Annotated in this window: 25 protein-coding genes; 17 read left to right on the forward strand and 8 right to left on the reverse strand. The window is 75.0% G+C overall.

The annotated features are described in order from the left end of the window. Positions 1-61: 61 nt before the first annotated feature. Together JOE43_RS01825 and JOE43_RS01830 are read right to left on the reverse strand one after the other, a co-directional pair. On the reverse strand, positions 62-1,237 hold the full coding sequence (locus tag JOE43_RS01825) for a flagellin (RefSeq protein ID WP_209514172.1): 1,176 nt from the start codon (positions 1,235-1,237) through the stop codon (positions 62-64). A gap of 118 nt (positions 1,238-1,355) precedes the next feature. Beyond that, complete coding sequence (locus tag JOE43_RS01830; RefSeq protein ID WP_056057539.1) at positions 1,356-2,186, reverse strand: sigma-70 family RNA polymerase sigma factor; 831 nt, start codon at positions 2,184-2,186, stop codon at positions 1,356-1,358. A gap of 480 nt (positions 2,187-2,666) precedes the next feature. Here JOE43_RS01830 and JOE43_RS01835 point away from each other — a divergent pair, with 480 nt between their 5' ends. From JOE43_RS01835 to JOE43_RS01870, 8 genes are all read left to right on the forward strand, one after another. After that, positions 2,667-3,197, forward strand: coding sequence for a flagellar protein FlgN (locus JOE43_RS01835; protein ID WP_209514175.1), 531 nt, complete (start codon positions 2,667-2,669; stop codon positions 3,195-3,197). A 2-nt stretch (positions 3,198-3,199) separates the two neighbouring features. Further along, positions 3,200-4,630 carry a flagellar hook-associated protein FlgK gene (gene flgK / locus JOE43_RS01840; protein WP_209514177.1) on the forward strand — a complete coding sequence of 477 codons (1,431 nt, stop codon included), beginning with the start codon at positions 3,200-3,202 and terminating at the stop codon, positions 4,628-4,630. A gap of 5 nt (positions 4,631-4,635) precedes the next feature. Continuing rightward, positions 4,636-5,523: a flagellin gene (locus JOE43_RS01845; RefSeq protein WP_192128979.1), complete on the forward strand. Its 888-nt coding sequence runs from the start codon at positions 4,636-4,638 to the stop codon at positions 5,521-5,523. Next, positions 5,520-5,924, forward strand: coding sequence for a flagellar assembly protein FliW (locus tag JOE43_RS01850; RefSeq protein ID WP_245187094.1), 405 nt, complete (start codon positions 5,520-5,522; stop codon positions 5,922-5,924). Before JOE43_RS01845 ends, JOE43_RS01850 begins: the two co-directional genes overlap by 4 nt. Positions 5,925-6,043: 119 nt before the next feature. After that, positions 6,044-7,282 carry a PQQ-dependent sugar dehydrogenase gene (locus tag JOE43_RS01855; RefSeq protein ID WP_307803196.1) on the forward strand — a complete coding sequence of 413 codons (1,239 nt, stop codon included), beginning with the start codon at positions 6,044-6,046 and terminating at the stop codon, positions 7,280-7,282. Positions 7,283-7,370: 88 nt separating this feature from the next. Beyond that, positions 7,371-8,492, forward strand: coding sequence for a hypothetical protein (locus JOE43_RS01860; protein ID WP_209514179.1), 1,122 nt, complete (start codon positions 7,371-7,373; stop codon positions 8,490-8,492). 21 nt (positions 8,493-8,513) lie between these two features. Next, entirely contained in the window at positions 8,514-8,969 is a 456-nt protein-coding gene (locus JOE43_RS01865) for a SprT-like domain-containing protein (RefSeq protein ID WP_209514180.1), read from the forward strand. Positions 8,970-9,001: 32 nt separating this feature from the next. After that, positions 9,002-9,643 (forward strand): CGNR zinc finger domain-containing protein, encoded by a 642-nt coding sequence (locus JOE43_RS01870; protein WP_307803197.1) that lies wholly within the window; start codon positions 9,002-9,004, stop codon positions 9,641-9,643. A gap of 100 nt (positions 9,644-9,743) precedes the next feature. Here the strand turns inward: JOE43_RS01870 and JOE43_RS01875 are convergent, their stop codons facing one another. Both JOE43_RS01875 and JOE43_RS01880 read right to left on the reverse strand, forming a co-directional pair. Continuing rightward, on the reverse strand, positions 9,744-10,049 hold the full coding sequence (locus JOE43_RS01875) for a DUF427 domain-containing protein (protein WP_209514182.1): 306 nt from the start codon (positions 10,047-10,049) through the stop codon (positions 9,744-9,746). 61 nt (positions 10,050-10,110) lie between these two features. Further along, positions 10,111-10,677 carry a hypothetical protein gene (locus JOE43_RS01880; RefSeq protein ID WP_209514184.1) on the reverse strand — a complete coding sequence of 189 codons (567 nt, stop codon included), beginning with the start codon at positions 10,675-10,677 and terminating at the stop codon, positions 10,111-10,113. 158 nt (positions 10,678-10,835) lie between these two features. On the opposite strand from JOE43_RS01880, the gene JOE43_RS01885 reads away from it, so the two are divergent. The 5 genes from JOE43_RS01885 (at position 10,836) to JOE43_RS01905 (ending at position 14,425) form a co-directional block, all read left to right on the forward strand. Then, on the forward strand, positions 10,836-11,327 hold the full coding sequence (locus JOE43_RS01885) for a hypothetical protein (protein ID WP_209514186.1): 492 nt from the start codon (positions 10,836-10,838) through the stop codon (positions 11,325-11,327). A gap of 95 nt (positions 11,328-11,422) precedes the next feature. After that, the gene (locus tag JOE43_RS01890; RefSeq protein WP_056059140.1) at positions 11,423-12,082 is read left to right on the forward strand and encodes a DUF1684 domain-containing protein; all 660 of its coding nucleotides are present in this window, start codon (positions 11,423-11,425) and stop codon (positions 12,080-12,082) included. 183 nt (positions 12,083-12,265) lie between these two features. Next, positions 12,266-12,598, forward strand: a complete 333-nt coding sequence (locus JOE43_RS01895; RefSeq protein ID WP_209514188.1) for a DUF6507 family protein — start codon at positions 12,266-12,268, stop codon at positions 12,596-12,598. Beyond that, complete coding sequence (locus tag JOE43_RS01900) at positions 12,595-13,911, forward strand: hypothetical protein (protein WP_209514189.1); 1,317 nt, start codon at positions 12,595-12,597, stop codon at positions 13,909-13,911. The genes JOE43_RS01895 and JOE43_RS01900 overlap by 4 nt, the downstream gene beginning before the upstream one ends. A gap of 4 nt (positions 13,912-13,915) precedes the next feature. Then, positions 13,916-14,425: an LpqN/LpqT family lipoprotein gene (locus JOE43_RS01905; protein WP_374072619.1), complete on the forward strand. Its 510-nt coding sequence runs from the start codon at positions 13,916-13,918 to the stop codon at positions 14,423-14,425. An 82-nt stretch (positions 14,426-14,507) separates the two neighbouring features. Here JOE43_RS01905 and JOE43_RS01910 read toward each other — a convergent pair whose 3' ends face one another. Next, positions 14,508-14,840 carry a DUF4333 domain-containing protein gene (locus tag JOE43_RS01910; protein ID WP_209514193.1) on the reverse strand — a complete coding sequence of 111 codons (333 nt, stop codon included), beginning with the start codon at positions 14,838-14,840 and terminating at the stop codon, positions 14,508-14,510. A 103-nt stretch (positions 14,841-14,943) separates the two neighbouring features. Here JOE43_RS01910 and JOE43_RS01915 point away from each other — a divergent pair, with 103 nt between their 5' ends. Continuing rightward, on the forward strand, positions 14,944-15,327 hold the full coding sequence (locus JOE43_RS01915; protein WP_209514194.1) for a hypothetical protein: 384 nt from the start codon (positions 14,944-14,946) through the stop codon (positions 15,325-15,327). Positions 15,328-15,645: 318 nt separating this feature from the next. Then, positions 15,646-17,505 (forward strand): DEAD/DEAH box helicase, encoded by a 1,860-nt coding sequence (locus JOE43_RS01920; RefSeq protein WP_209514196.1) that lies wholly within the window; start codon positions 15,646-15,648, stop codon positions 17,503-17,505. Positions 17,506-17,597: 92 nt separating this feature from the next. On the opposite strand, the gene JOE43_RS01925 is transcribed toward JOE43_RS01920, so the two are convergent. Together JOE43_RS01925 and JOE43_RS01930 are read right to left on the reverse strand one after the other, a co-directional pair. After that, complete coding sequence (locus JOE43_RS01925; protein WP_209514198.1) at positions 17,598-18,509, reverse strand: type IV toxin-antitoxin system AbiEi family antitoxin domain-containing protein; 912 nt, start codon at positions 18,507-18,509, stop codon at positions 17,598-17,600. A 254-nt stretch (positions 18,510-18,763) separates the two neighbouring features. Continuing rightward, a complete protein-coding gene (locus tag JOE43_RS01930; protein WP_056057579.1) occupies positions 18,764-19,306 on the reverse strand; it encodes an NUDIX hydrolase family protein in 543 nt (180 codons plus the stop codon). A gap of 191 nt (positions 19,307-19,497) precedes the next feature. Here JOE43_RS01930 and JOE43_RS01935 point away from each other — a divergent pair, with 191 nt between their 5' ends. Together JOE43_RS01935 and JOE43_RS01940 are read left to right on the forward strand one after the other, a co-directional pair. Further along, on the forward strand, positions 19,498-20,346 hold the full coding sequence (locus tag JOE43_RS01935; RefSeq protein WP_209514205.1) for an alpha/beta hydrolase: 849 nt from the start codon (positions 19,498-19,500) through the stop codon (positions 20,344-20,346). 13 nt (positions 20,347-20,359) lie between these two features. Then, positions 20,360-21,037, forward strand: coding sequence for an SIMPL domain-containing protein (locus JOE43_RS01940; protein WP_209514207.1), 678 nt, complete (start codon positions 20,360-20,362; stop codon positions 21,035-21,037). A gap of 12 nt (positions 21,038-21,049) precedes the next feature. Here JOE43_RS01940 and JOE43_RS01945 read toward each other — a convergent pair whose 3' ends face one another. Continuing rightward, the gene (locus tag JOE43_RS01945) at positions 21,050-21,850 is read right to left on the reverse strand and encodes an SDR family oxidoreductase (protein WP_209514209.1); all 801 of its coding nucleotides are present in this window, start codon (positions 21,848-21,850) and stop codon (positions 21,050-21,052) included. Between the last annotated feature and the right edge of the window lie 169 nt (positions 21,851-22,019).

Genomic DNA, 22,019 nt, shown 5'->3' on the forward strand with positions numbered 1-22,019 from the left:
GCCCGCTGGGATCAGGCGTCGTGCCGGTCGCCGACGAGTCGGCGACCGTGTCGCCCGCCGACTAGCGGAGGAGCGACAGGACGCCCTGGGTGCTCTGGTTCGCCTGCGCGAGCATCGCGGTGCCGGCCTGGCTGAGGATGTTCGAGCGGGTGTACTTGACCATCTCCTGCGCCATGTCGGTGTCGCGGATGCGCGACTCGGCCGCCGTCAGGTTCTCCTTCGCCACGTTCGTCACGTTGATGGCGTGCTCGAAGCGGTTCTGCACGGCACCGAGGTTCGAACGAGCCGTCGACACGTTGGTGATCTGCTGGTCGATGACCTTGATCGCGTTCTGCGCGGCGGAGGCCGAGTCGAACGAGATGCCCGTCGCGACGGTGCCGCTGTCGTCTCCGGCGTCGACGCCGTCGGCCGGAGCCGTGACGTCGACCTTGCCACCGTTGAGGGCGGTCACGGAGATGCCGGTCGCCGCACCGTCAGCGTTGCGCACCGTCGTGGCCTTGAAGTTGGCCGAGAAGGTCGCGTCCGCGTTCAGGGCCGTGGCGTACTCGTCGACGCTCTTGAAGGCGCCGGCGGTGCCGGAGCCCTTCAGCTTGCCCGTCTCGATCTCGGAGACGTCCGACGTGCCGACCGACGACTTGAAGGTCGCGGTCGCGTCGGCCACGAGGTCGGCCGTCGTGACGGCGAAGGTCGTGCCCGACGCGGTCGAGCCGGTGTTCAGCGCAGCGGTGATCTTCGTGACGTTGGCACCCGAGAGGTCGACCGAGATCTGGTCGTCGGTGGAGCCGTTGGCGCCGACCTGGAACTTGAGGGTCTCGTTGCTGTTCAGCAGGCTGGTCCCGTTGAACTTCGTCGAGGTCGAGATGCGGGTCAGCTCATCGGTCAGCGCCGTGACCTCGGTGCTGATCGCCTTGCGCGACTCGGCGTTGTTCGAGTCGTTGCCCGCCTGGACGGCCAGGTCGCGGACGCGCTGGAGGATGGAGTGCACCTCGGTGAGGCCACCCTCAGCGGTCTGGACGACGGAGATGCCGTCCTGGGCGTTGCGTGCGGCGACGGTCAGTCCGCCGACCTGCGAGCGCAGGCCCTCGGAGATCGCGAGGCCGGCCGCGTCGTCAGCGGCACGGTTGATGCGGAGGCCCGACGAGAGCTTCTCGAGGCTCTTCGACAGGTCGTTCTGCGTGGCGTTCAGGTTGCGGTACGTGTTGTTCGCAGCGAGGTTGGTGTTGATCTGCATGCCCATGGTGTTTCCTCTTCCGTGACTGGGTGGTGTTCGTCAGCCCGTCCGTGGGCTGACACCGGCTACTGTCGGCCGGCTGCCGGTGGTCGTTAGCGACCTCCGGAAGTTTTCTGGGGCCCGCCTAGACGGCGGCGCTGAAGCCGTCCGCGGCGGGCTCGCGCATGGCGCGGGCGATGCCGACGGCGGCGTTCGTGGCGACGCGCGACAGGTAGGCGCTGCGGCGCGCCGGCGCGGTCTTCGAGACCGGCACGAACTCGGCCGCCTCGTCGTCGGCGTAGTGAGCCGCCAGGGCGTCGCGCAGCAGGCGGACGGCCTCGGTGCGCTGCTGCGAGACGGCGCTGTGGGTGATGCCGAGCTCGTCGGCGATCTCGGTGACCGTGCGGTCGCCGAAGTAGACGCCCTCGACGATGAGGCGCATGCGCTCGGGCAGCGCCTCGACGGCGGCGCGCACGTACCGGCTGCGCTCGGCGGCGAGCAGCTGCTCACCGGGCAGGGGCACGTCGGCGGCGAGGTGGTCGGCGACGGTGTCGTCGAGGCTCGAGACGGTCCGCGCCGCGTCGGTGAGGGCCGCGGTCGCGGTCTGGCGGTCGACCCCGAGGGCACCGGCGATCTCGTCGACCGAGGGGGCGCGCCCCAGCGACGCGCTCAGCGCCTCCTGCACGGCCAGGGTCTCCTTGATGCGCTTGCGGGTGCCGCGGCTCGCCCAGTCGCCCGAGCGCATGTCGTCGGCGAACGCGCCGACGACGCGGGTGCGGGCGTAGGCGCCGAACGGGATGCCGAGCGTGGGGTCGAAGGCCTCGGCGGCCTGGACCAGGGCGACGGCGCCGACGCTGGCGAGGTCGTCTCGCGAGAGGTGCGTGGCCCGTGAGCAGACCTCGGAGACGAGGTAGCCGACGAGGGGCAGGTTCTCGACGACGAGGGCGTCGCGGGTGGCGCGGTCGGTGCGGTTCATTCACTTGCTCCCAGCAAGAGGGGCCTGCGGGGGCAGGCACGTCCGAGGTGTTCCAGGGCGCGACGAACAGCCCTCTGATCAGGGCTGTCTCGATCCGTCACGCTGCCTGCCCCGTGAGGGGCGCGGCGGTGGTGGTACGAGGTGGGGCGGGCGGTGCTGCAGGCCCCGGATCGAGTCCGTGGCCCGGCGTGTCGATGTGGCCCGCCGTGCACCAGCAACGCTATCGACGCGCGGGGAGCGGGTGGGGGCCGCGCTGTCCCCAGAGCGGGGGCGCGCCTGTCACGTCTCCGGGGGGGCCTCGCCGGAGGTGCCCCCCGGGCTGGGGTGGAACGCCCCTTCCGCCGACCCCCGCCGACCCTGTAGGGCCGACCGCACGACATCGTCCGGCCGTGCGCCTAACGCCCCGCCGGGGTGCGCCGATAGTCCCCGCTGAAGAGGACGTCACCGCTCCTCGACCACACCCGACCACAGGAGACCGACATGGGAGCGAACGAGCTGTCCGCTCTGCTCTGGCGAGAGCGCGAGCTCCTCGAGCTGCTCACCTTCAAGCTCGAGGAGGAGCAGCTGCTGCTCACCGCGGGCCGCACCCGCTGGGTCGACCACGCCACGCGCGAGGTCGAGCAGGTGCTCGACCGGCTCCGGGAGGCGGGGCTCGCCCGCAGCGTCGAGGTCTCGAGCGTCGCCCAGGAGTGGGGCACCGACGAGGAGGCGCCCCTGCGCGACATCATCGCCGCGGCTCCCGCAGGCCCCTGGGGCGAGATCTTCACGGCCCACCTCCGTTCCATGACCGACCTCACCGCGCGCATCGCGCAGCTGCGGGACGAGAACGAGCGCTTCCTCCGCGCCGCCGCCCGGGCCACGCAGGAGACCCTCGCCACGGCGGCCGACGCCGCCGCCGGCAGCATCTACGACGCGAGCGGCGCCGTGGGGGCCGGCGCCCCCGGTCGCCGTGGCGGTCCGGCCGGCGCGACCACCGCCTCCGGCGGGCACCTCTTCGACGGGAGGCTGTGACCGTGGCCAGCACCTTCGGCGGGCTCAGCGCCGCCTACACCGGCCTCGTCGCCGCCCGCACCGGGCTCGACGTCACCGGCCAGAACATCGCCAACGTCAACACCGAGGGCTACACGCGCCAGCGCGTGGGGCAGTCGTCGGTGGAGGCGCCGGCCCGCGTCGGGCTCTACAGCTCGGGCGTCGTCGCCGGCCAGGGCGTCTCGGTCGACGCGATCGCCCGCCTCGGCGACCAGGTGGTCGACGGCCAGGTGCGCGGCACCGCCGCCGCCGCCGGCTACCAGTCGGTGCGCGCCTCCGCCCTGTCGACCCTCGAGGAGTCGCTCGGGGAGCCCAGCAAGACCGGCATCGCCGCCCAGCTCGGCCAGTTCTGGAACGCCTGGAGCGACCTCGGCAACCACCCCGGCGAGACCGGCCCCGCAGCCGTGCTGCTCGGGCAGGCGACCACCCTGGCCGGCAGCATCGCCAGCGGCTGGAAGGCCGTCGACGACCAGTGGACCGCCGTGCGCGGCCAGGCCGACTCGCTCGCCGGGCAGATCAACAGCGCCGCGACCCAGGTCGCCGACCTCAACGACCGGATCCGCACCGCGACCCAGCAGGGCGTCAGCGCGAACGAGATGATCGACGCCCGCTCGCGCCTCACCGAGAAGATCGCGTCGCTCGCCGGCGGCACCGTCCGCGACGCGGGCGACGGCACGGTCGACGTGCTCCTCGGCGGCAACGCGCTCGTCAGCGGCACGACCGCCCGCAGCATCGTCGTCACCGGGGAGCACTCGATGACGACGGCCGTGGGCGGCGCAGCCGTGGGCCTCGCCTGGAGCCACCGCCCCGACGACGCGATCGCCCTCGACGGCGGCAGCCTCGCCGGCGCCGTCTCGCTGCTCGCCCCGGCCACCGGCGACGGCCGCGGCGGGGCGATCGCCCAGGCCGCGGCGTCGTACGACGCCCTCGCCAGCCAGCTCGCGACCCAGGTCAACGCCGTGCACGCCACGGGCGTCACGGCCGACGGCTCGCCCGGCGGCGCCTTCTTCGGCCAGACCGCGGGCGTCTCCGCGGCGCGCGGCCTCACCGTGCTGCCGACCAGCGCCGCGACCATCGCCTCGCGATCGGCCACCGGCGGCGCGCTCGACGGCTCGATCGCCCAGGCGGTCTCGCAGGTCGGCGTGGGCACCGGCTCGCCCGACCGCACCTGGTCGACGATCGTCGCCGGCGTCGGCGCCGCGTCGCAGACCGAGTCGGCGCAGTCGACGCTGACCGACCTCGCCGCGACGTCGGCGAAGTCGCGCCAGCTCAGCGGCGCCGGCGTCAGCCTCGACGAGGAGAACGTGAACCTGCTCAGCTACCAGCACGCCTACCAGGGAGCCGCCCGAGTGATGACCGCCATCGACGAGATGCTCGACACGCTGATCAACGGCATGGGCCGGGTCGGGAGGTAGGGGCGATGCTGACCCGTGTGACGAACCAGATGACCGCGCTGCGGTCGCAGGAGCACCTGCAGGCCGGGGCGACCCGCCTCGCCCAGATGCAGGACAGGGCGTCGAGCCTGAAGGCGATCTCCGTGCCCTCCGACGACCCCACCGGCACCGCCGAGGCCCTGCGCGTCAAGGCCCTCCAGTCGGCCGCCGCCCAGCACAGCCGCAACGTCGACGACGGCTCCGGCTGGCTGAACACCGCCGACAGCGCCCTCACCGCCGCCGACTCCGTGCTCGCCAAGGTGCGGCAGCTGACCGTGCAGGGCGCCAACGAGGGGGCGCTCTCCCAGGACGCCCGGAACGCCATCGCGACCGAGATCAGCGGCCTCCGTGCCGACCTCCTCGCCGACGCGAACGCCAGCTACGCCGGCCGCAGCGTCTTCGCCGGCACCTCCGACGCGGGGGTCGCGTTCCGGCCCGACGCCGCCTTCACGGGCGTCGCGGGCGCCGCGGTCACCCGCCGCGTCGGCCCCGAGACCACCGTCCGGGTCGACGCCGACGGCGCCGCCGCGTTCGGCTCCGGCGACGACTCGGTCTTCGCCCTCCTCGACCGCATCGCCACCGACCTCCGGGCCGGCACCACCGGCATCGCCGGCCACCTCACCGCCATCGACACCCGCGTCAGCGCGCTGCGCGGCGTCCAGTCGGACATCGGCGCCCGCCATTCCCAGCTGCTGAGAGCGCAGGACACACTCATGGACACCTCCGTCACGCTGGAGGCCCAGCGCTCCGGCCTCGAGGACCTCGACCTGGGGCGGGCCGTGCTCGACCTCAAGCTCCAGGACAACTCGTACCAGGCGGCCCTCGCGGTCACGGCCAAGGTGCTGCAGACGTCGCTGATGGACTTCCTCCGATGAGCGCCGTGACGACGACGGTGACCTTCACCGCGCCTCCCTTCGGGCTCGAGCCCGTCGTCGACTTCGTGCTCGACGAGATCGACGGGGCCGTCGGCCTCTACGCCCTCCGCGCCGTCGACCGCGCGACGAGCGAGATCGACCCCTCCGTGCGCCTCTTCGTGCTGGACGCGGCCGTGCACCTGCCCGACTACTCGCCGGTGCTGACCGACGAGCAGACGACCGCCCTCGACCTCCGCTCGGCCGACGAGGCCCTGCTGCTCGTCGTCGCGACGCCGGCCGAGACGGGCATGACCGTCAACCTGCTCGCGCCGGTCGTCGTCAACGGCCGCACGGGATCGGGCGCCCAGCTCATCCTCGAGGGCCAGGACTGGCCGCTGCGGGCGGAGCTCGCCGCGCGCTGACCCCGCCGCCGCCCGTGGGCGGGCCGTCGGCGGATGTCCGCGGGCTGTCCGCCGGCGGAGGCGACGATCCCTCGCTCGTCACGGTCGTGCAACGATGCGCCCCACGTGTCGCCTCCGTCGTGTCTGATGGAGCGATGGAGGCGCGGAGCACGACGACGAGGCGCCCCCGGCCCCGACGCCTCGCGCTCGGCGCCGCGGGGCTGGCGATCGTCGTCGCCGTGGGCCTGGCCGCCTGCACGGGCGGCGACTCCGGGGAGGGCTCGGCCGACGCCTCCCGCTCGGCCTCCGGAACCGCCTCGGCCCCCGTCACGACCGACCGCGGGCCCGCCCCGGCCGCGCGCGCCGCGACCACCGGCGCGGTGCGCGTCGCTCCGGGCGCCGAGCCCACCGACGTCGTCACGGGCCTCGACTCCCCCTGGTCGGTCGTCCGGCTCGACAGCGGCTCGTCGTTCGTCAGCCTGCGCGACACCGGCCGCGTGGTCGAGCTGACCGCCGACGGCGACGTGCGCGACGTCGCCGAGATCGACGGGGTCGTGCACCAGGGCGAGGGCGGCCTGCTCGGGCTCGCGGTGCTCGCGGGCTCGCCGTCGTACCTCTACGCCTACGCGACCACCGACTCCGACAACCGCGTGCTGCGGGCCCCGATCACCGGCACGGCGGGCTCCTACGGGCTCGGCCCGGTCGAGGAGGTGCTCACGGGCGTGCCGAAGGCGTCGAACCACGACGGCGGCCGCCTGGCCTTCGGCCCCGACGGCATGCTCTACGTCACGACCGGCGACGCGAACCGGGGCGACGAGGCGCGCGACCCCGACTCGCTCGCGGGCAAGATCCTGCGCCTGTCGCCCACCGGCGACGTGCCCACCGACAACCCGATGCCCGGGTCGCCCGTCTACACGCTCGGCCACCGCAACCCGCAGGGCGTCGCCTGGGACGGCTGGGGGTCGATGTGGGCCGCCGAGTTCGGCCAGGACCGCTGGGACGAGCTCAACGCCGTCAGCCCGGGCGGCGACTACGGCTGGCCCGACGTCGAGGGCACCTCGCCGTCGTCGGACACCCTCGCGCCCGTGCTGCAGTGGGGCACCGACGACGCGAGCCCGAGCGGCCTGACCGCCGTCGGCTCGACCCTCTTCCTCGCCGGGCTCGGCGGCGAGCGCCTGTTCGAGATCCAGGTGCCCGAGGCGGGCGTCGCCACCGCGACCGAGCGCTTCGCCGGCGACGACTCGCTCGGGCGCGTGCGCGACGTGCTGCCGGGGCCCGACGGAACGCTCTGGCTGGTCACGAACAACACCGACGGCCGCGGTGACCCGCGCGACGGCGACGACCGGATCGTCAGCGTGCCGCTCTCCGCGCTCGACTGAGCCGGGCCGACGAGGTCACCGACGGAGTCGCGTGTCGCGTGCGCGGCGGACGGCCAGTTCCGCGCACCGGCGGTTACCCTCGTACTCGATGAGCCAGCACGACCCCTCCCACGGATCAGCCTCCGGCAGCGCCCGCCCCGGCAGCGCCTCGGAGGGCCGCGCGCGCCCCGACAGCTCCGCCTCCGGCTTCGACCCGGTAAGCCTGCGCACGGCCGTCGACGTCGGCGCCGCCGAGGCCCGGCTCGCCGCCCTCGGGCAGAGCCGCAGCACCTCCGCCCTCGGCGAGCGGGCCGACCTGCTGCGCACGCTGGGCCGCCTCGACGAGGCCCTCGCGATCGCGGAGGAAGCGTTCCGCCTCGCCCACTTCACGGGCGACCGTGCCGACTCGACCGCCGCGCGCATCCGCCGCGCCCACATCTTCCGCGAGCAGGGCAAGCTCGAGCGCGCCCTGAACGACCTGCACACCAGCCGCATCACCGCCTCGACCGAGGAGTGGCGCGACCTCGAGACCGCCGCCGCCGAGCTCGAGGGCTACACGCTGTTCGACCTGGGCCGTCACGACGAGGCGCAGGAGGCCCTGCAGCAGGCCGTCGTCGCCTTCGAGGCCACCGGCGCCCCGCGCGACCGCGTCGAGGGTCTCCGCCGCGCGATCGAGGGCGTCCTCCGGGCGTACCTGTCGGGCACGGGCCCGGTCGAGCCGGTCAGCGCGGCCCCGCCGGCGAACGCACCTGCCGCGGCGGCTCCCGTGGTCGCCCCCGCGCCGGCTCCCGGGGCCGTCCCCGCGTCGGACCTCGAGGCCCGACCCGGCGACACGAACCCCGTCGACCTCTCCCGACCCTCCGACGCCCTGGTGCCGACCACGGCGCCGGCCGACGACGAGCGGCCCGCCGCCGTGGCCCCGGGCTCGGCCCCGGCCGGCTCGTGGCGCCCCAGCCAGCCCGCCCCGGCGGGCGACCCCCAGCCGGAGCTGCCGCCGCGCGCCGACGCCGGCCTGTGGAGCAAGATCTCGGGCCTCGCCGCCAACGCCTCGGCGCACCGTGAGCGCACGGAGCGGGCCGAGCGCGCCGCCCGCGGCGACGGGCGCGGCGACGCACGGGCCGACGGCTCGCGCGACGACGAGCCGCGCCGCGGCACCACCGGCGTGACCGGCGTGGTCGACGAGCTGCCCCGTGACGACCAGCCGACGACGTGGCCGTTCCCCCGCCGCTGACCCGCGCCTCCTGACCCTCCCGTGGCCGACCTCGACCGGGTGCGGCGCTGGGCCGACGCGCTCATCGCCCTGCACCTCGACCCCGCGGTGTGGAGCTTCGCCTTCGACGCGGCGAAGACCCGCGCGGGGCTCTGCAACTACACGGCGAAGCGCATCTCGGTGTCGCGGCACCTCGCCGGCCGCTACGACGACGACGAGATCCACCAGGTGCTGCTGCACGAGGTCGCCCACGCGATCGCCGGGGCGCGGGCGGGCCACGGGCCCCGCTGGCGGGCCACCGCCGCCGAGCTCGGCTACGTCGGCGGGCGGCTGCACGACGGCGCCGTCGCCACCGAGCTGGCGCCCTGGGTGGGGGTCTGCCCCGCGGGCCACGAGCACCACCGCTACCGTCGTCCGACGAAGGTGCTGACCTGCGGCCGGTGCGCGCGGAGCTACGACCCCGCACACGTGATCACCTGGACGAAGCGCGAGGTCTGAGCCGCGGCCGCGACACCGCCTAGGGTGGTCAGGTGACTGGTCAGTGGCTGCGCTCCGACACGGGCACCCCGTGGTTCTTCGACTCGGGGGCGCTCAGCCTCGACTTCGCGTACCTCGGCGGGTTCCGGGCGGGCTCGCGGCTCGGCCCGGAGTCGGGCTTCGCGCTGCCGGCCGACGGCTCGGTGCCGTGGGACGGCCTGCTGCTCACCGCCGACCTCGACGACTGGGTCGCCGAGCGCTGGCCCGGCGTGGGCGCCGCCGCCTCCGACCGCGAGCTGGCCGACGCGCGCGCCCTGCGCGACGCCGTCGCCCGCCTCGCCGTCGCCGCCACCGACGCCACCTCGCCCGACCCCGACGACGTCGACACCCTCAACCTCTTCGCGGCCACCCCCGACGTGCCGCCGACCCTCGCGGGCGGGAGGCGCCAGGCGGGTGCGGGGCGGCTGCGGCTGGGTCAGGCCCTGGCCTCCGTCGCGCGCGACGCCGTCCGCCTCCTCGACGAGGTGGGGTTCGGCGGCGGGGACGACTCGCGCCTCCGGCGCTGTTCCAACCCCGAGTGCGGCCTCGTCTACCGCGACGAGTCACGGGGCCGCAGCCGGCGGTGGTGCTCGATGCAGCGCTGCGGCAACCGCGCCAAGGTCCGGGCGCACCGGGCGCGCCTCGCCGCGGGCTGACGTCGCCCGGAGACAGCAGTGCGGCGGGTCGCCGTCCTCGCGGGCGGGCCATCGCTGACCCGCCGGGGAGGACGGCGACCCGCCGCACCCGTCAGACCGTCTACTCGACGACCTGCACGTCCTTCCAGAACGCGACGTAGCCCGAGTAGTCCCGGCCCACGCGCTCGAACGAGGTGGGGATCGGGGTCGGGTAGCTCCACGCGCGGTCCTGCAGCAGGGTGTCGCCCGACGTCACGCTGAAGTACTGGGTGTCGCCCTTCCACGGGCAGTGGTACTGCGTCGGGCTCTCGGTCAGCAGCTCCGTCTTCACGCTCGCAGGCGGGAAGTACCAGTTGCCCTCGATCGAGATCAGGTCGTCCTTCGGGGCCTCGGCCACCACGGTGCCGTCGCTCAGCACTGCCTTCATCGTTCCTCCTCTGGGGTCCGTCCGGGCCCGGCCGGCTCGGCCCGGCCCGTCGAGGTGAACGCTACGCCCGCGCGCGCTCTTCCCCGGCGACGTGCAGCGGCTGCTCAGGGGCCCGGGCGGCCGCGACGACGTCGGCCCGGCCGGCGCCGGCCAGCTCGGCGGCGGAGACGGAGGCGGTGAGCAGGTGGGCGGACGCGCGCCGCAGCGAGACGGCCGCGGCGCAGACGAGCGCGGCCTCGGGCGACGAGAAGTCGACGCCGGCCGCGGCGAGCGCGTCGACGACGGCCCCGGCGGCGAGCTGGTCCTCCACGGCGGGGCGGAACCCGTCGTCGTCCACCGACCCGGCCGCGACCACGGCGACGACCGCGCGGTCGCCTCGGCGGGACTGCCGGGCGAGCACGTGCCGGGCCACGTCGGCGGCGGCGGAGGCGGCGGTCACCAAGAGCAGGTCGGCCCCGTCGTCGACGAGGTCCGCCACGCGGTCGAGGACCTCGGCCCGCGCGAGGAGGCCGTGCCCGTCGAGCACGTCGACGACGACCACGACGTGGGCGCCCGCCACGACGCGGGCCGCGCCCGGGACGCCGTGGTCGAACCGGACCTGGTACTTCTGCTGCTGGGGCTCGCTCACCCGTCGAGGCTACGTCGGGGGCGCGCGCGGGTCGCGGGTGTTGCGGCGCGTTACGCGGCGGGGGGCCGGGCGGCGGGGCGCGGTGCGGGGCGGCGGGGCCGCGCGGTGCGGCGGGGCGCGGCGGGGCTCGCCCAGCACCGGGGGTGCACACTCGACCCATGCACGTGCAGCTCAAGATCCGCCTCGCCTGCCCCGTCGACGCCGCCGCCGACGCGCTGCGCGACCCCGCCGTCATGGTCGCGGTGACGAAGCCCCTCGTCGTCTACCGCTCGGAGGAGCCGGGCGGGTTCCCCCACCGCTGGGACGAGGAGGCGCACCCGGTCTCGGCGCGCATCCTCGGCCTGGTCTCGCTGGGGCACACGCACGTCGACCTCGACTGGCACGAGCGCGACGGGGCCTGGATCCAGCGCGACACCGGCCGCGGCACCTCGGGCCAGTTCGCCTCGATGCGCATCGACCACCGCATGGCCGTCTCCCCGATCGGCGACGGCGAGACGCTGCTGCGCGACCGCCTCGTCTTCCACGCCGGTCCGGTCGGCGTGCTGCTCTGGCCCGGCCTGTGGGCCGTCTGGCAGTGGCGGGCGCTGCGCATGAAGCAGCTGGCGCCGACCTGGCGCACGCCGGACGCGCACCCGCGCCACGCGGGCTGAACCTCGGCGGGCTGGCCCGGGCGCACGTTCCCGGTCGACGAGGAGGGCCCGGGTCTAGCGTCGAGCCGGTGACCGACCCGACCCTCGACTCCTCCGTGCCCTCCGCCTCCCCGGAGCTCGCCTCCCCCGTCTCGACCGTGGACTCGGGGCTCGACCTCGCGGCCTGGCGGCGGACGATCCACGGGCTCTACCGGCAGGTGCGCGAGGCGACCGACCTCGCGGCGGCCCACGACCTGTGGCGACGCACCCGCGACGAGCTGTTCGCGACGAACCCCGTGACGCCGCTCCTGCCGGAGGACCGCCCCGTCTTCACCGGGCTGCCGACCGCGCCGTACGACCCGGCCTGGCGGTTCGAGGTGCCGATCACGCCCGCCGAGCCGCACCGCATGACCGTCACCACCGGCACCGACGGCGACGTGCCCTTCGACCGCGTGGGCCTGGTCGACGTGCCCGGGGTCGGCAGCCTCGACGTCTGGCGCCTGCGCTCGTACGGCGGCGGCCTCTTCGTGCCCGTCGGCGACGCCCTGGCCGGGAAGCCCGGCGGCACCTACGGCGGCGGCCGCTACCTCGTCGACACCGTCAAGGGCGCCGACCTCGGCCCGGGCTCGGAGCCCGGCTCGATCGTGCTCGACTTCAACTTCGCCTACAACCCGAGCTGCGCGTACGACCCGGCCTGGGCCTGCCCGCTCGCCCAGCCGGGCAACCGCGTCGCCGTGGAGATCCCGGTGGGCGAGAGGTACCACGGGGCGCACTGACCGGGCGCGCGGGCGGGGCGCGCTGGGGGGGCGCGCGGGCCCGTCGCGCGGGCCCGTCGCGCTGGCCGGCCCCTCTCCGCACGAGGTGACCGTGCCTCGGCTATGCTCGCGTGCACGTACAGGTCGTCCCTGTTGCCGCCGGCGGGCGCGCGCGGGGGCGTGTGGACCGAGGGGGTCTCTTCCATGAGCAGGTACAGCATCTCTCCGGGCGGGGTGTCGAGCGTGACGTCGAGCGTCGCGGCCGAGGTCGAGGCGCTGCCCGACCTCCACGCGGCGATCCAGGGCGCCGCCGAGAGCGCCGTCGCGGCGTCGGGGGCCGGAGCGGTCAGCGCCGCGCTCACGACGTTCTTCGCCGAGCGCTTCGACAGCCTGCCCGCGCTGGCCCGACAAGCCGGGGCCTGCACCACGGCCGCCACCACCGCGACGGCCGCGTACGTCGCGGCCGACCTGGCGATGGCCCTGGTGGCCGAGGCCGGCTCGTCGGCGGCCCACGGCTTCCGGAGGTTCGGACTGTGAGCTCCCTGGTGGGGGCCGGGTCGCTGCCCACGATCGACGCCGACCCCGAGGCGCTGCGCGGAGCGGCCGCCACGCTCCGGTCGAGCGGTGGCGAGGTCTCCGCGGCCGCCGGCCGCATGCAGGCCAGCTGGCAGAGCCTCGGCCTCGCCTACGACGCCCCCGAGGTCGGCCAGCTCGTGACGGCGATGCTGGGCGTGCCGACCGCCGCGGAGGCGTACGACGCCGCCCTCGACTCCGTGGCCGGGGCCCTGGAGACCTACGCCGACGCGGTCGAGGCCGCGAAGGCCAAGCTGGCGACGCTCAGGAGCGACGTGTCGGCGCTCGGCTCCGACGTCGCCGCGGTGGACGACGGCGAGGACTGGGGCGACGACGACGGGCTCGCCGGCCGCAACGACGCCCTGGCCACCGAGATCGACGGCCTGGTCGCTGAGCTCGACGACGCCGAGGCCGCCGCGGCGGCCGCGATCTCGGGCATCGAGGGCGGCCGACCGATCGTCTCGGGCTCCGCCGACGCCTGGACCGGCACGACGGCGACCTCGTCGGCGACCTCCTCCGCCGACGGCACGTCGGGCTCGGCCGAGGCCGAGAGCTCGTGGGGCGCGGGGGCCGAGGCCGAGGGGCGGCTCGACTGGGGCAGCCTCGGCTCGATGGAGGGCTCGACCGACGTCTTCGCGGGCACGAAGGCCGACTCGTCGGCCTCGTACGCCGTGGGCCCCGAGGGCCTCTCGGCCAAGGCGGGCGCCCACGCGATGGCGGGCGGCGAGGCCCATGCGGAGGGCAAGGTCGACCTGGGCGGCCTCGGCGAGATGAGCGGCGACGCCGACGCGTTCGCGGGCGCGAAGGCCGGGGCGGACGCCGAGGCGAAGATCAACGGCACCGACGGCGTCGAGTTGTCGGCGGCGGCCACCGCGGTGGCGGGGGCGTCCGCGGCGGCGAAGGGCAAGTACGAGGTCGGCCCGGGGTCGGTCGGCGGCTCCGCCGACGCCTTCGCCGGGGCGAAGGCCGATGCGTCGGCGGCCGCCAGCGCAGGCCCGGACGGCATCTCGGCCAAGGCGGGGGTGGAGGCGTTCGCGGGCGCCAAGGCCGGAGCCAAGGCCGAGGCGGAGTTCTTCGGGATCTCCGCGGAGGTGGGCGCGGACGTGCGGGCCGGGGTGGGCGTGGAGGCCAAGGCCGAGACGTCGTTCACCTGGGACGACGTCAGCCTCCACCTCAAGGGCGGCGGAGCCCTGGGCGGCGGCGGCGGCGCCGAGCTGGGCGTCTCGTTCAGCCCCAAGGAGATGATCTCCGACATCAAGAAGAACTTCGGTTTCTGAGACCATGGACGACCACGAACGGACGGCAGGCATGACCACCATCTCCCACCCCAGCGCCGAGTTCCCGGCACGCCCCAGCGTCTCCCTCGAGGCCCCGGAGGGTTGGGGCCCCCTGCTCCTGCCCGAGGCGCTCGTCGCGGTCGCCGCGGACGCCCCCACGGCGGGCTACCGCCCCAACGTCTGCGTCACGGTCACCCGCGTCGCCGGCGAGGTCTCGCTCGAGGAGGCGGCGGCGGCGACCGCAGCCCGGCTCGAGGCCGCGCCCGAGTACGAGGAGCTCGGCCGCGAGCGCACCACGACGTTCGGCCTGGACGCCTTCCGTGTCGAGGCGGGCTTCGCCACGGACTACGCGGGCACGCTCTTCCAGGCCGCCCACGTCGCGGTCCTGCCGCGCGGCGCCTTCACGGACGTGCTCGAGATCGCCGGCACGTGCAACTCCGCGCAGGCGCTCGACCTGGTGCCCGTGCTGCGCCAGGTGATCGGCAGCGCGGCCCTGCAGCACGAACTCCTCTGAGGGTCGGCCCGGCGACGACGCCGAGAGCCCCGCACCCGGTCGACGGGTACGGGGCTCTCGGCGTCGTCGAGACGTGCCGCGGTCAGCTCTTCGGCTCGGAGTCGACCGTGACCGACACCGTGTAGTTCTCGCCGTCGTCGGTGTTCACGACCGAGACGGAGTCGTAGACCACGTCGTAGCCCGGGGTGTTGACGTCGCAGTGGACCTCTTCACCGTCGACGACGTCGATCGCGTCGTCGCCGCAGTCGACGTCGGGGCGGGTGCCGACCTGCTCCTCGAGGGCGTCCGCCACCGAGGTCGCGAACTTGTCGGCCGAGACCGTGCGGTTGGCGGAGGCGGAGGCGGTGCAGCCGGCGAGTGCTCCGGTGAGCACCACCGCGGTGAGCAGGGACGAGGCGGCGATGGATGCGCGCATGGGTTCCGGGCCTTCCGAGTGACGGGACACGACCCTCGCGCCCCCCGGCCAGTCAACCACGGTGCACCTCGCGGCAGGACGGTCGGTCCGCTACCGTGACCTCGTGACCTCGACGACGCCGCCCGCAGCCGCCTCCAGCCCGGAGGCCGTGACCCAGGCCCTGCTCGACCTGGGCCGCGACCCGCGGCACCCGTTCACCGTCGCCGTCGAGGGCGAGCGCATCGTCGCCCGATGGGTCTGGAAAGACGCACAGGGCATGGTCGGCAGCGCGAGGAGCAGCTACGCCCTCCGCATCACGCTGCTGCCCGAGACGCACGAGTACAAGCGCTCCGAGCTGAACACCGAGAGCAGCGCCGGGACGGTCAGCGGGACGTACACCTTCAGCTCGGCCAAGGTCGTCGGCCCGGTCAAGGAGACCCTCGAGGCCCACGGCTGGCACCGACGCCGGTCGGCCCTCGGCAAGGCCCTCGGCGGCCTCTTCTCCTGACCGTTCGTCCGACGCCTGTCGCGCTCGGTGGCCTCAGCCGCTAGACTGGGGCCACTTGTGGATCGATCCGTTCGGTCCCCTGCGTCGTAGCACGCCCCTCCCCGCCTCCCGACCTGGCACACACCCAGGCACCCAGCAGGCGCGCGAAGCTCACTCTGCGGCGAAACGATCGTGCACACCTGCACCGTCGCCACACCTCGAGCCCGGCTACGACAGCCGCTCTCCGGCTCTGCACCGCCCTGCCGTCCGCGCCCCGCGCAGACGTCGCGGCCGTCCGCAGCCCGGCCCGGCTCGACACCCTGCCCCTGAAAGGCACGCATGTCCACCACGCTCCCCGTCACCGACGCCACCGACGCCACCGACGTCGCCGACGCCCCCACCGCCTCCTTCGCCTCGCTCGGCGTCCCGGCCCCGATCGTCGCCGCCCTCGCGAAGGACGGCAAGGAGAACGCCTTCCCGATCCAGATCGACACGCTGCCCGACACCCTCGGCGGCCGTGACGTGCTCGGCCGCGGCAAGACCGGCTCGGGCAAGACCCTCGCCTTCTCCATCCCGATGGCCGCGCGCCTCGGCGGCGCGCTGGCCGGCGGCGCCCGTCGCGCCGGTCGCCCCCTGGGCCTCGTGCTCGCCCCGACCCGCGAGCTCGCCACCCAGATCGACGCCGTGCTGGCCCCGCTCGCCGCGGCCTACGGCATGCGCACCACCACGATCTTCGGCGGCGTCTCGCAGAACCGCCAGGTGCAGGCCCTCAAGGCCGGCGTCGACATCGTCATCGCGTGCCCCGGCCGCCTCGAGGACCTCATGAAGCAGGGCTTCATCAAGCTCGACGCCGTCGAGGTCACCGTGCTCGACGAGGCCGACCACATGGCCGACCTGGGCTTCCTGCCCGGCGTCACCCGCATCATGAAGGCCACCCCGAACGACGGCCAGCGCCTGCTGTTCAGCGCGACCCTCGACAACGGCGTCGACAAGCTGGTCAAGCAGTTCCTCCACAACGAGGTGCTGCACTCGGTCGACGAGGCGAACTCGCCCGTCGCCAAGATGACCCACCACGTCTTCGAGACCGAGTCGCTCGACACCAAGAAGGCGCTCGTCGAGAAGCTCGCCTCGGGCAAGGGCCGCCGCATCCTCTTCATGCGCACCAAGCACCACGCGAAGAAGCTCGCCAAGCAGCTCACCGACTCGGGCATCCCTGCCGTCGACCTGCACGGCAACCTCTCGCAGCCGCAGCGCGACCGCAACCTCGCCGCCTTCCAGGACGGCTCGGCCCGCGTGCTCGTCGCCACCGACGTCGCCGCCCGCGGCGTGCACGTCGACGACATCGAGCTCGTGATCCACGTCGACCCGCCGACCGAGCACAAGGCGTACCTGCACCGCTCGGGCCGCACCGCCCGCGCCGGCGCCGAGGGCGACGTCGTCACCCTCGTCATCCCCAGCCAGAAGCGCGACGTCGCCCAGCTGATGAAGAAGGCGGACATCCGCCCGACCATCACGTCGGTCACCCCGTCGTCGCCCGAGGTCGCCGCGCTCGTCGGCGAGGTCGCCGCGTACGTGAAGCCGGCCCCCCGTGCCGCCGTGCAGCAGCAGGGCGGCGGTGGCGGCGGTCGCTCGCAGGGCGCCAACGCCCAGCGCAAGCGTGCCGCCCGTCAGGACAGCCAGGGCAACCCGATCGCCCGCGCCGACCGCTCGGGTCGCCCCGCGGCGGCCGGTGCCGGTGCCGGCGGCGGACGGGCCGGAGGCGCGGGTCGCGGCTCCGAGGCCGGTCGCGGCGGTGCCGGTGCGGGTCGCTCCGGCGGCTCGCGTCAGGGCTCCGGCCAGGGCTCGCGCGACGGCGGCTCGCGCCGCGACGCCGCGCCCCGGGGCGGCGCCTCCACCTTCTACTCGACCGAGTCGGGCCGCGGCGCCGTGACGCCCGTGCGCGAGGACTCGCGCGACGAGGCTCGCGGCACCCGCCAGACCGGGCGCCGTGCGCAGAGCGACGGCGGCCAGAGCCGCACCAACGCGGTGCGCAACGACCAGGCCGACTTCGCCGCCTCGCAGGGGCAGCGCTCCGGCGGCGGTGCCGGCGGCGGCTCGCGCCGTGCCTCCTCCGACGGCGGTCGCCCCGGCGGCCTCAAGGTCGGCGGCCTCGTCGGCGGCAAGCCGCGCAGCGGCGGCGGCCAGCGCGGCGGTCGCTGAGCCAGCAGCTCGCTGCTCCGCTGACCCCGAGACACCCCGTTCTCGCATCGGAACCCTGCCGCGGCAGGGTTCCGGTGTGAAGGCGGGGTGTTTCATCGTCGGACGGGAGCGACACCAGCATCAGCCAGCACCGCTGCCAGCCGGCTCGGGTCGTTCGCCGTGGCCCAGTCCCACCGAGCGAAGCCGCGCACCTCAGGCAGGGCGCGGATGCGGTCTTCCCGCTTCTTCTCGTCGATCTTCACCTGATCGAGACTGCGCCCGGACCGCCGGGCGAGCTCGAGGTACTTCGTCAGGCCGTCGAACTCTCCGACGACGCCGAGGCCTGGCCACCAGAAGTCCACGCGGCCGATCAGACCCCACCTGTCCCAGAACTCTCGCTGCAGCACGGGCAGCGGCACCCCGATCTCGACCATGACGACGCGGCTGAGCGACTCACCCGGCGACTCCGCCAGCGCGTCGGCGAGGTCGAGGGCGATGAGCGCGCGTCGTCGGCCGACGCGAGGAGCACGTTCGACCGCGGCCTGGAGCGACCCACGGTCGAACGCTCCGAGACGGAGACCGTGGTCGAGCGCCATCACGGAGGACCGGAGGCTCTCGAGCCGGCTGACGTCCGACGCGGCCCGCACGGGTCTCACGACCTTGAGCCCGCCCACGTCGACGATCTCGGCGTCGGCCAGCGCGGCGCTGTGCCTGACCATCAGGCCCGTGGTCTTCGTCGCGCTCCGTGACCGGTCGATGACGTGCACCCGGGGCGGCATCGGAGAGGAGACCGGGAACCCGTGCACGGCGAGGGCCGACCGGTGCGACACGACGATGTCGGACGATGTCCTGGCGACGGTGGCGCGCACGATGAGGGCGTGCTGCTGCTCGGGAGACGCAGCGACCCACTCGGCAGCGGGGACGTACGTGCCCGGGGCGACCCGCACCAGCTCGCCCCGTCCGGCCGCCCGGCGGAGCGCTCGGTCGTCGCGACCCGACCGTACGAGCGACGAACGGTGGATCATCGAGCCGACGAGAGGCTCAGGCAGAGGTCGGTGGGGCGACTGAGGGGGTGGCGAGAGCAGAGGCATGACGACGATCCTGCGACCGTGATGCCGACGCGACGGGGCCACACGTCTTGCCCTGTGCAGTCGCGACCCGCGCCTCCCCCTGTGGAGGAATCGGGTCGCACCGCCGAGACGAACCCCGTCCTCGCTCACGAACCCCGCCGCGGCAGGGTTCCCGTGCGAAAACGGGGTTCCTCAGCGAGAAGCGGGCGCTAGTGCAGGGCGCCGACGGAGGCGAGGGCGGAGCGGAGCAGGGCGCCGCGGCCGCCCTCCATCTCGTCGGCGACCTCGGGGCTCGCGGCCTGGTGCGGGGTCAGCCAGGTGAGCTCGAGAGCGTCCTGGCGCGGCTCGCAGGTGCCCGTGACAGGCACGACGTAGGCGAGCGACACCGCGTGCTGGCGGGCGTCGGTGTACACCGACGAGCCCGGCAGCGGGAAGTACTCGGCGACCTGGAACGGCACCGGCGACGGCGGCAGCTGCGGGAACGCCATGGGCCCGAGGTCCTTCTCCAGGTGGCGGAACAGCGCGGTGCGCAGGCTCTCGCCGTACATCACGCGGCCCGACACGAGCATGCGCGACATCTCGCCCTCGGGCGACGCCCGCAGCAGCACGCCGACCTCGGTGACGATGCCCATGCCGTCGACCCGCACCGGCACGGCCTCGACGTAGAGGATCGGCAGCCGCTGGCGGATCGAGTGCAGCTCCTCCTCGGACAGCCAGCCGGGATTGGGGTCGGGGGTCTGCACGGAGCTCATGGCCCATGTCTACAGGCAGCGCGCGGCGCCCGGGCGACGAAACGCTAGGGGCGAACACGCCTGCGACCGCCGCCCCCGGGCGGGCACGCCCCGAGGCGAGCGCGCGGGCACGGCGCGAGGCGGCGGCAGCTCACGACGAGCAGAGCACGAGGAGGCGCGCCCCGCGACGCCCCGCTGGCTAGGCTCGGCCCATGGTCACCATCGATGCCGCCCTCGTCCGCTGGTCCACCGACGAGGCCGAGCGTGCCGGCCGCCCGTTGCTCGTGCTGCTGCACGGCGTCGGGTCGCACGAGGGCGACCTGATCGGGCTGGCTCCGTACCTGCCCCGGGACCTGGCGATCGCCTCCCTCCGGGCTCCGCTGCCGCACGGCGACGGGCACTCCTGGTACCCGCTCGCGCTGCCCGGCTCGCCCGAGCCCGGCCCGGTCGACGAGGCCGCGGAGGCGGTGCTCGCGTGGGTCGACTCGCTCGGCGACGCGCACCCGTCGGTGGCCCTGCTCGGCTTCTCGCAGGGCGGTTCGCTGACGCTGCAGCTGCTGCGCCACGCCCCCGAGCGCTTCGCCTGGGCGGCCGTGCTCGCGGGCTTCGTCGTTCCCGACGACTCGGAGGCCACGTCGCGTCGTGACGCCGAGCTCGCACGTGTCCGCCCCGACGTCTTCTGGGGCCGCGGCGACGTCGACGCGGTCATCCCCCTCGACGCCGTGCAGCGCACCGCCGACTGGCTCGCCGCGCACGCCGACGTCGAGGAGACCGTCTACCCCGGCCTCGCCCACGGCATCAGCCAGGAGGAGCTCGACGACCTCAACGCGTTCATCTCGCGCGTGACCAACCCGCTGGCCGGCCTCGACCCCGACACGCGCGACAGCGACACGCGCGACAGCGACAGCGACACCGACGTCGCGGCGGCCGACCGCGGCGCACCCGACCGTGCGGCTGCCCCCGCGGCCGCACCCGACGCCCCCGCGACCACCGACGCCGACGCCCTCGCCGTCGACGCCGGCCGGCGCATCGGCACCGTCGACGACCCCGCCGTCCGCTAGGCGGGAGCGCCCCGTGGTCACGATCTCCGTCACCGGCACGGCGACGCACCGGCACCGGGCCGAGCGCGGCACCGTGCGCCTCGGCCTCGCGAGGGAGGGCACCGACCGCGAGCAGGTGCTCCGCGACAGCGTCGCCCTGCACGACCGGGTCACCGCCGAGGCCACCGTGCACCGCCGTCAGGGCGCCGCGACCTGGTGGAGCGCCCACGACGTGACCGTGGGGCCCGTGCCCGGTGCCTGGCAGGAGGACGGCACCCGCGCCTCCACCGGGCTGGTCCGCTCGCGGTCGACGGTCGCCGTGCGGTTCTCCGACGTCGCCGTGCTCGCCCGCTGGGTCGCGGGGATCGCGGCCCTCGAGGGCGTCGCCGTCGAGGGCGTCGAGTGGTCGCTGAGCCACGACCGGCGACCCGAGGTCGACCGGGCGGCACGGGTCGCCGCGGTCGCCGACGCGGTCGTGCGCGCAGTCGACTACGCCGACGCCCTCGGCCTCGGCACGCCGACGCTGAAGTCGCTCTGGGAGCCGGGGCTGCGCCCGGGTGCCGGAGGCGCGGGCGCGGCGGGCGGGCCAGCCCTGTTCGCACGCGCCGCGTCCCCGTCCTCGGCCGACGACGGCTCGCTGGCGTTCGCGCTCGTGCCCGCCGACGTCGAGGTGCGCGCCGAGGTCAGCGCGGACTTCGTCGCGGAGGGCTGAGGCGGCCGCCCGCTACACGCTCCGCCAGCTGTCGCTCTGCAGGTGCGACCCCGCCTGCGGGCCCATCTGCAGCATGCCGCCGTCGACGGCCCAGGAGGCGCCCGTCACGTACCCGGCGGCGGGCGACGCCAGGAAGGTGATCACCGACGCGATCTCCCACGCGTCGCCGGGGCGCCCGAGCGGGATGCCCGGCCGGTCGACCCCCGTCGGGTCGACGTCGGTCTGGCCGGTCATCGGCGTCGCGATCTCGCCCGGGGCGACGGCGTTGACCGTGATGCCCGCCCGGCCGAGCTCGAGGGCCATCGTCTTCAGCAGCCCGCCGAGGCCGTGCTTGGCGGCGTCGTAGGCCGCCGACCCGACCCGCGGCTGGTGCTCGTGCACGCTCGTCACGCCGATCAGGCGGCCGCCCCGGCCCGCGGCGACCATGCGGCGCGCGGCCCGCTGCAGGCAGACGAAGGCGCCGTCGAGGTCGGCGGAGACGACCCGTCGCCACTCGGCCACCGACATGTCGACGACGAGCTCGGAGGCGCCGGTGCCGGCGTTGTTCACGAAGACGTCGAGGCCGCCGAGCCGGTCGGCCAACTCGTCGACCACGTCGCCGCAGCGCTCGAGGTCGGTCGTGTCGAGCTGCGCGACGTGGGCGGTGCGCCCGTGCGAGCGGACCTCCTCGGCCGTGGCCTCGGCCCCGGCCTCGTCGTCGAGCCAGGTGACGCCGACGTCGAGCCCGGCGACGGCGAGGGCCACGGCCGTCGCCCGGCCGATGCCGGAATCGGATCCGGTGACGATGGCGTGCTGCGGGGTGAAGGGGGGCACGGCGGTCCTCTCGACGTCGGTGGCGGTGAGGTGCCGGCGGGAGGCTGCCCCTCCCGCCGGCACCTCACGACGCTAGGCCGGAGTCGCGGGTCGGGTCGGGCCTTGACAGCCGCCTCCCCGAGGTGGCAGCGCGGGCACCGACCGACGGTCGTGGCCCCGGGGCCGGCAC

This window comes from Frigoribacterium sp. PvP121 (genome assembly GCF_017833115.1).
GTDB classification, from domain to species: domain Bacteria; phylum Actinomycetota; class Actinomycetes; order Actinomycetales; family Microbacteriaceae; genus Frigoribacterium; species Frigoribacterium endophyticum.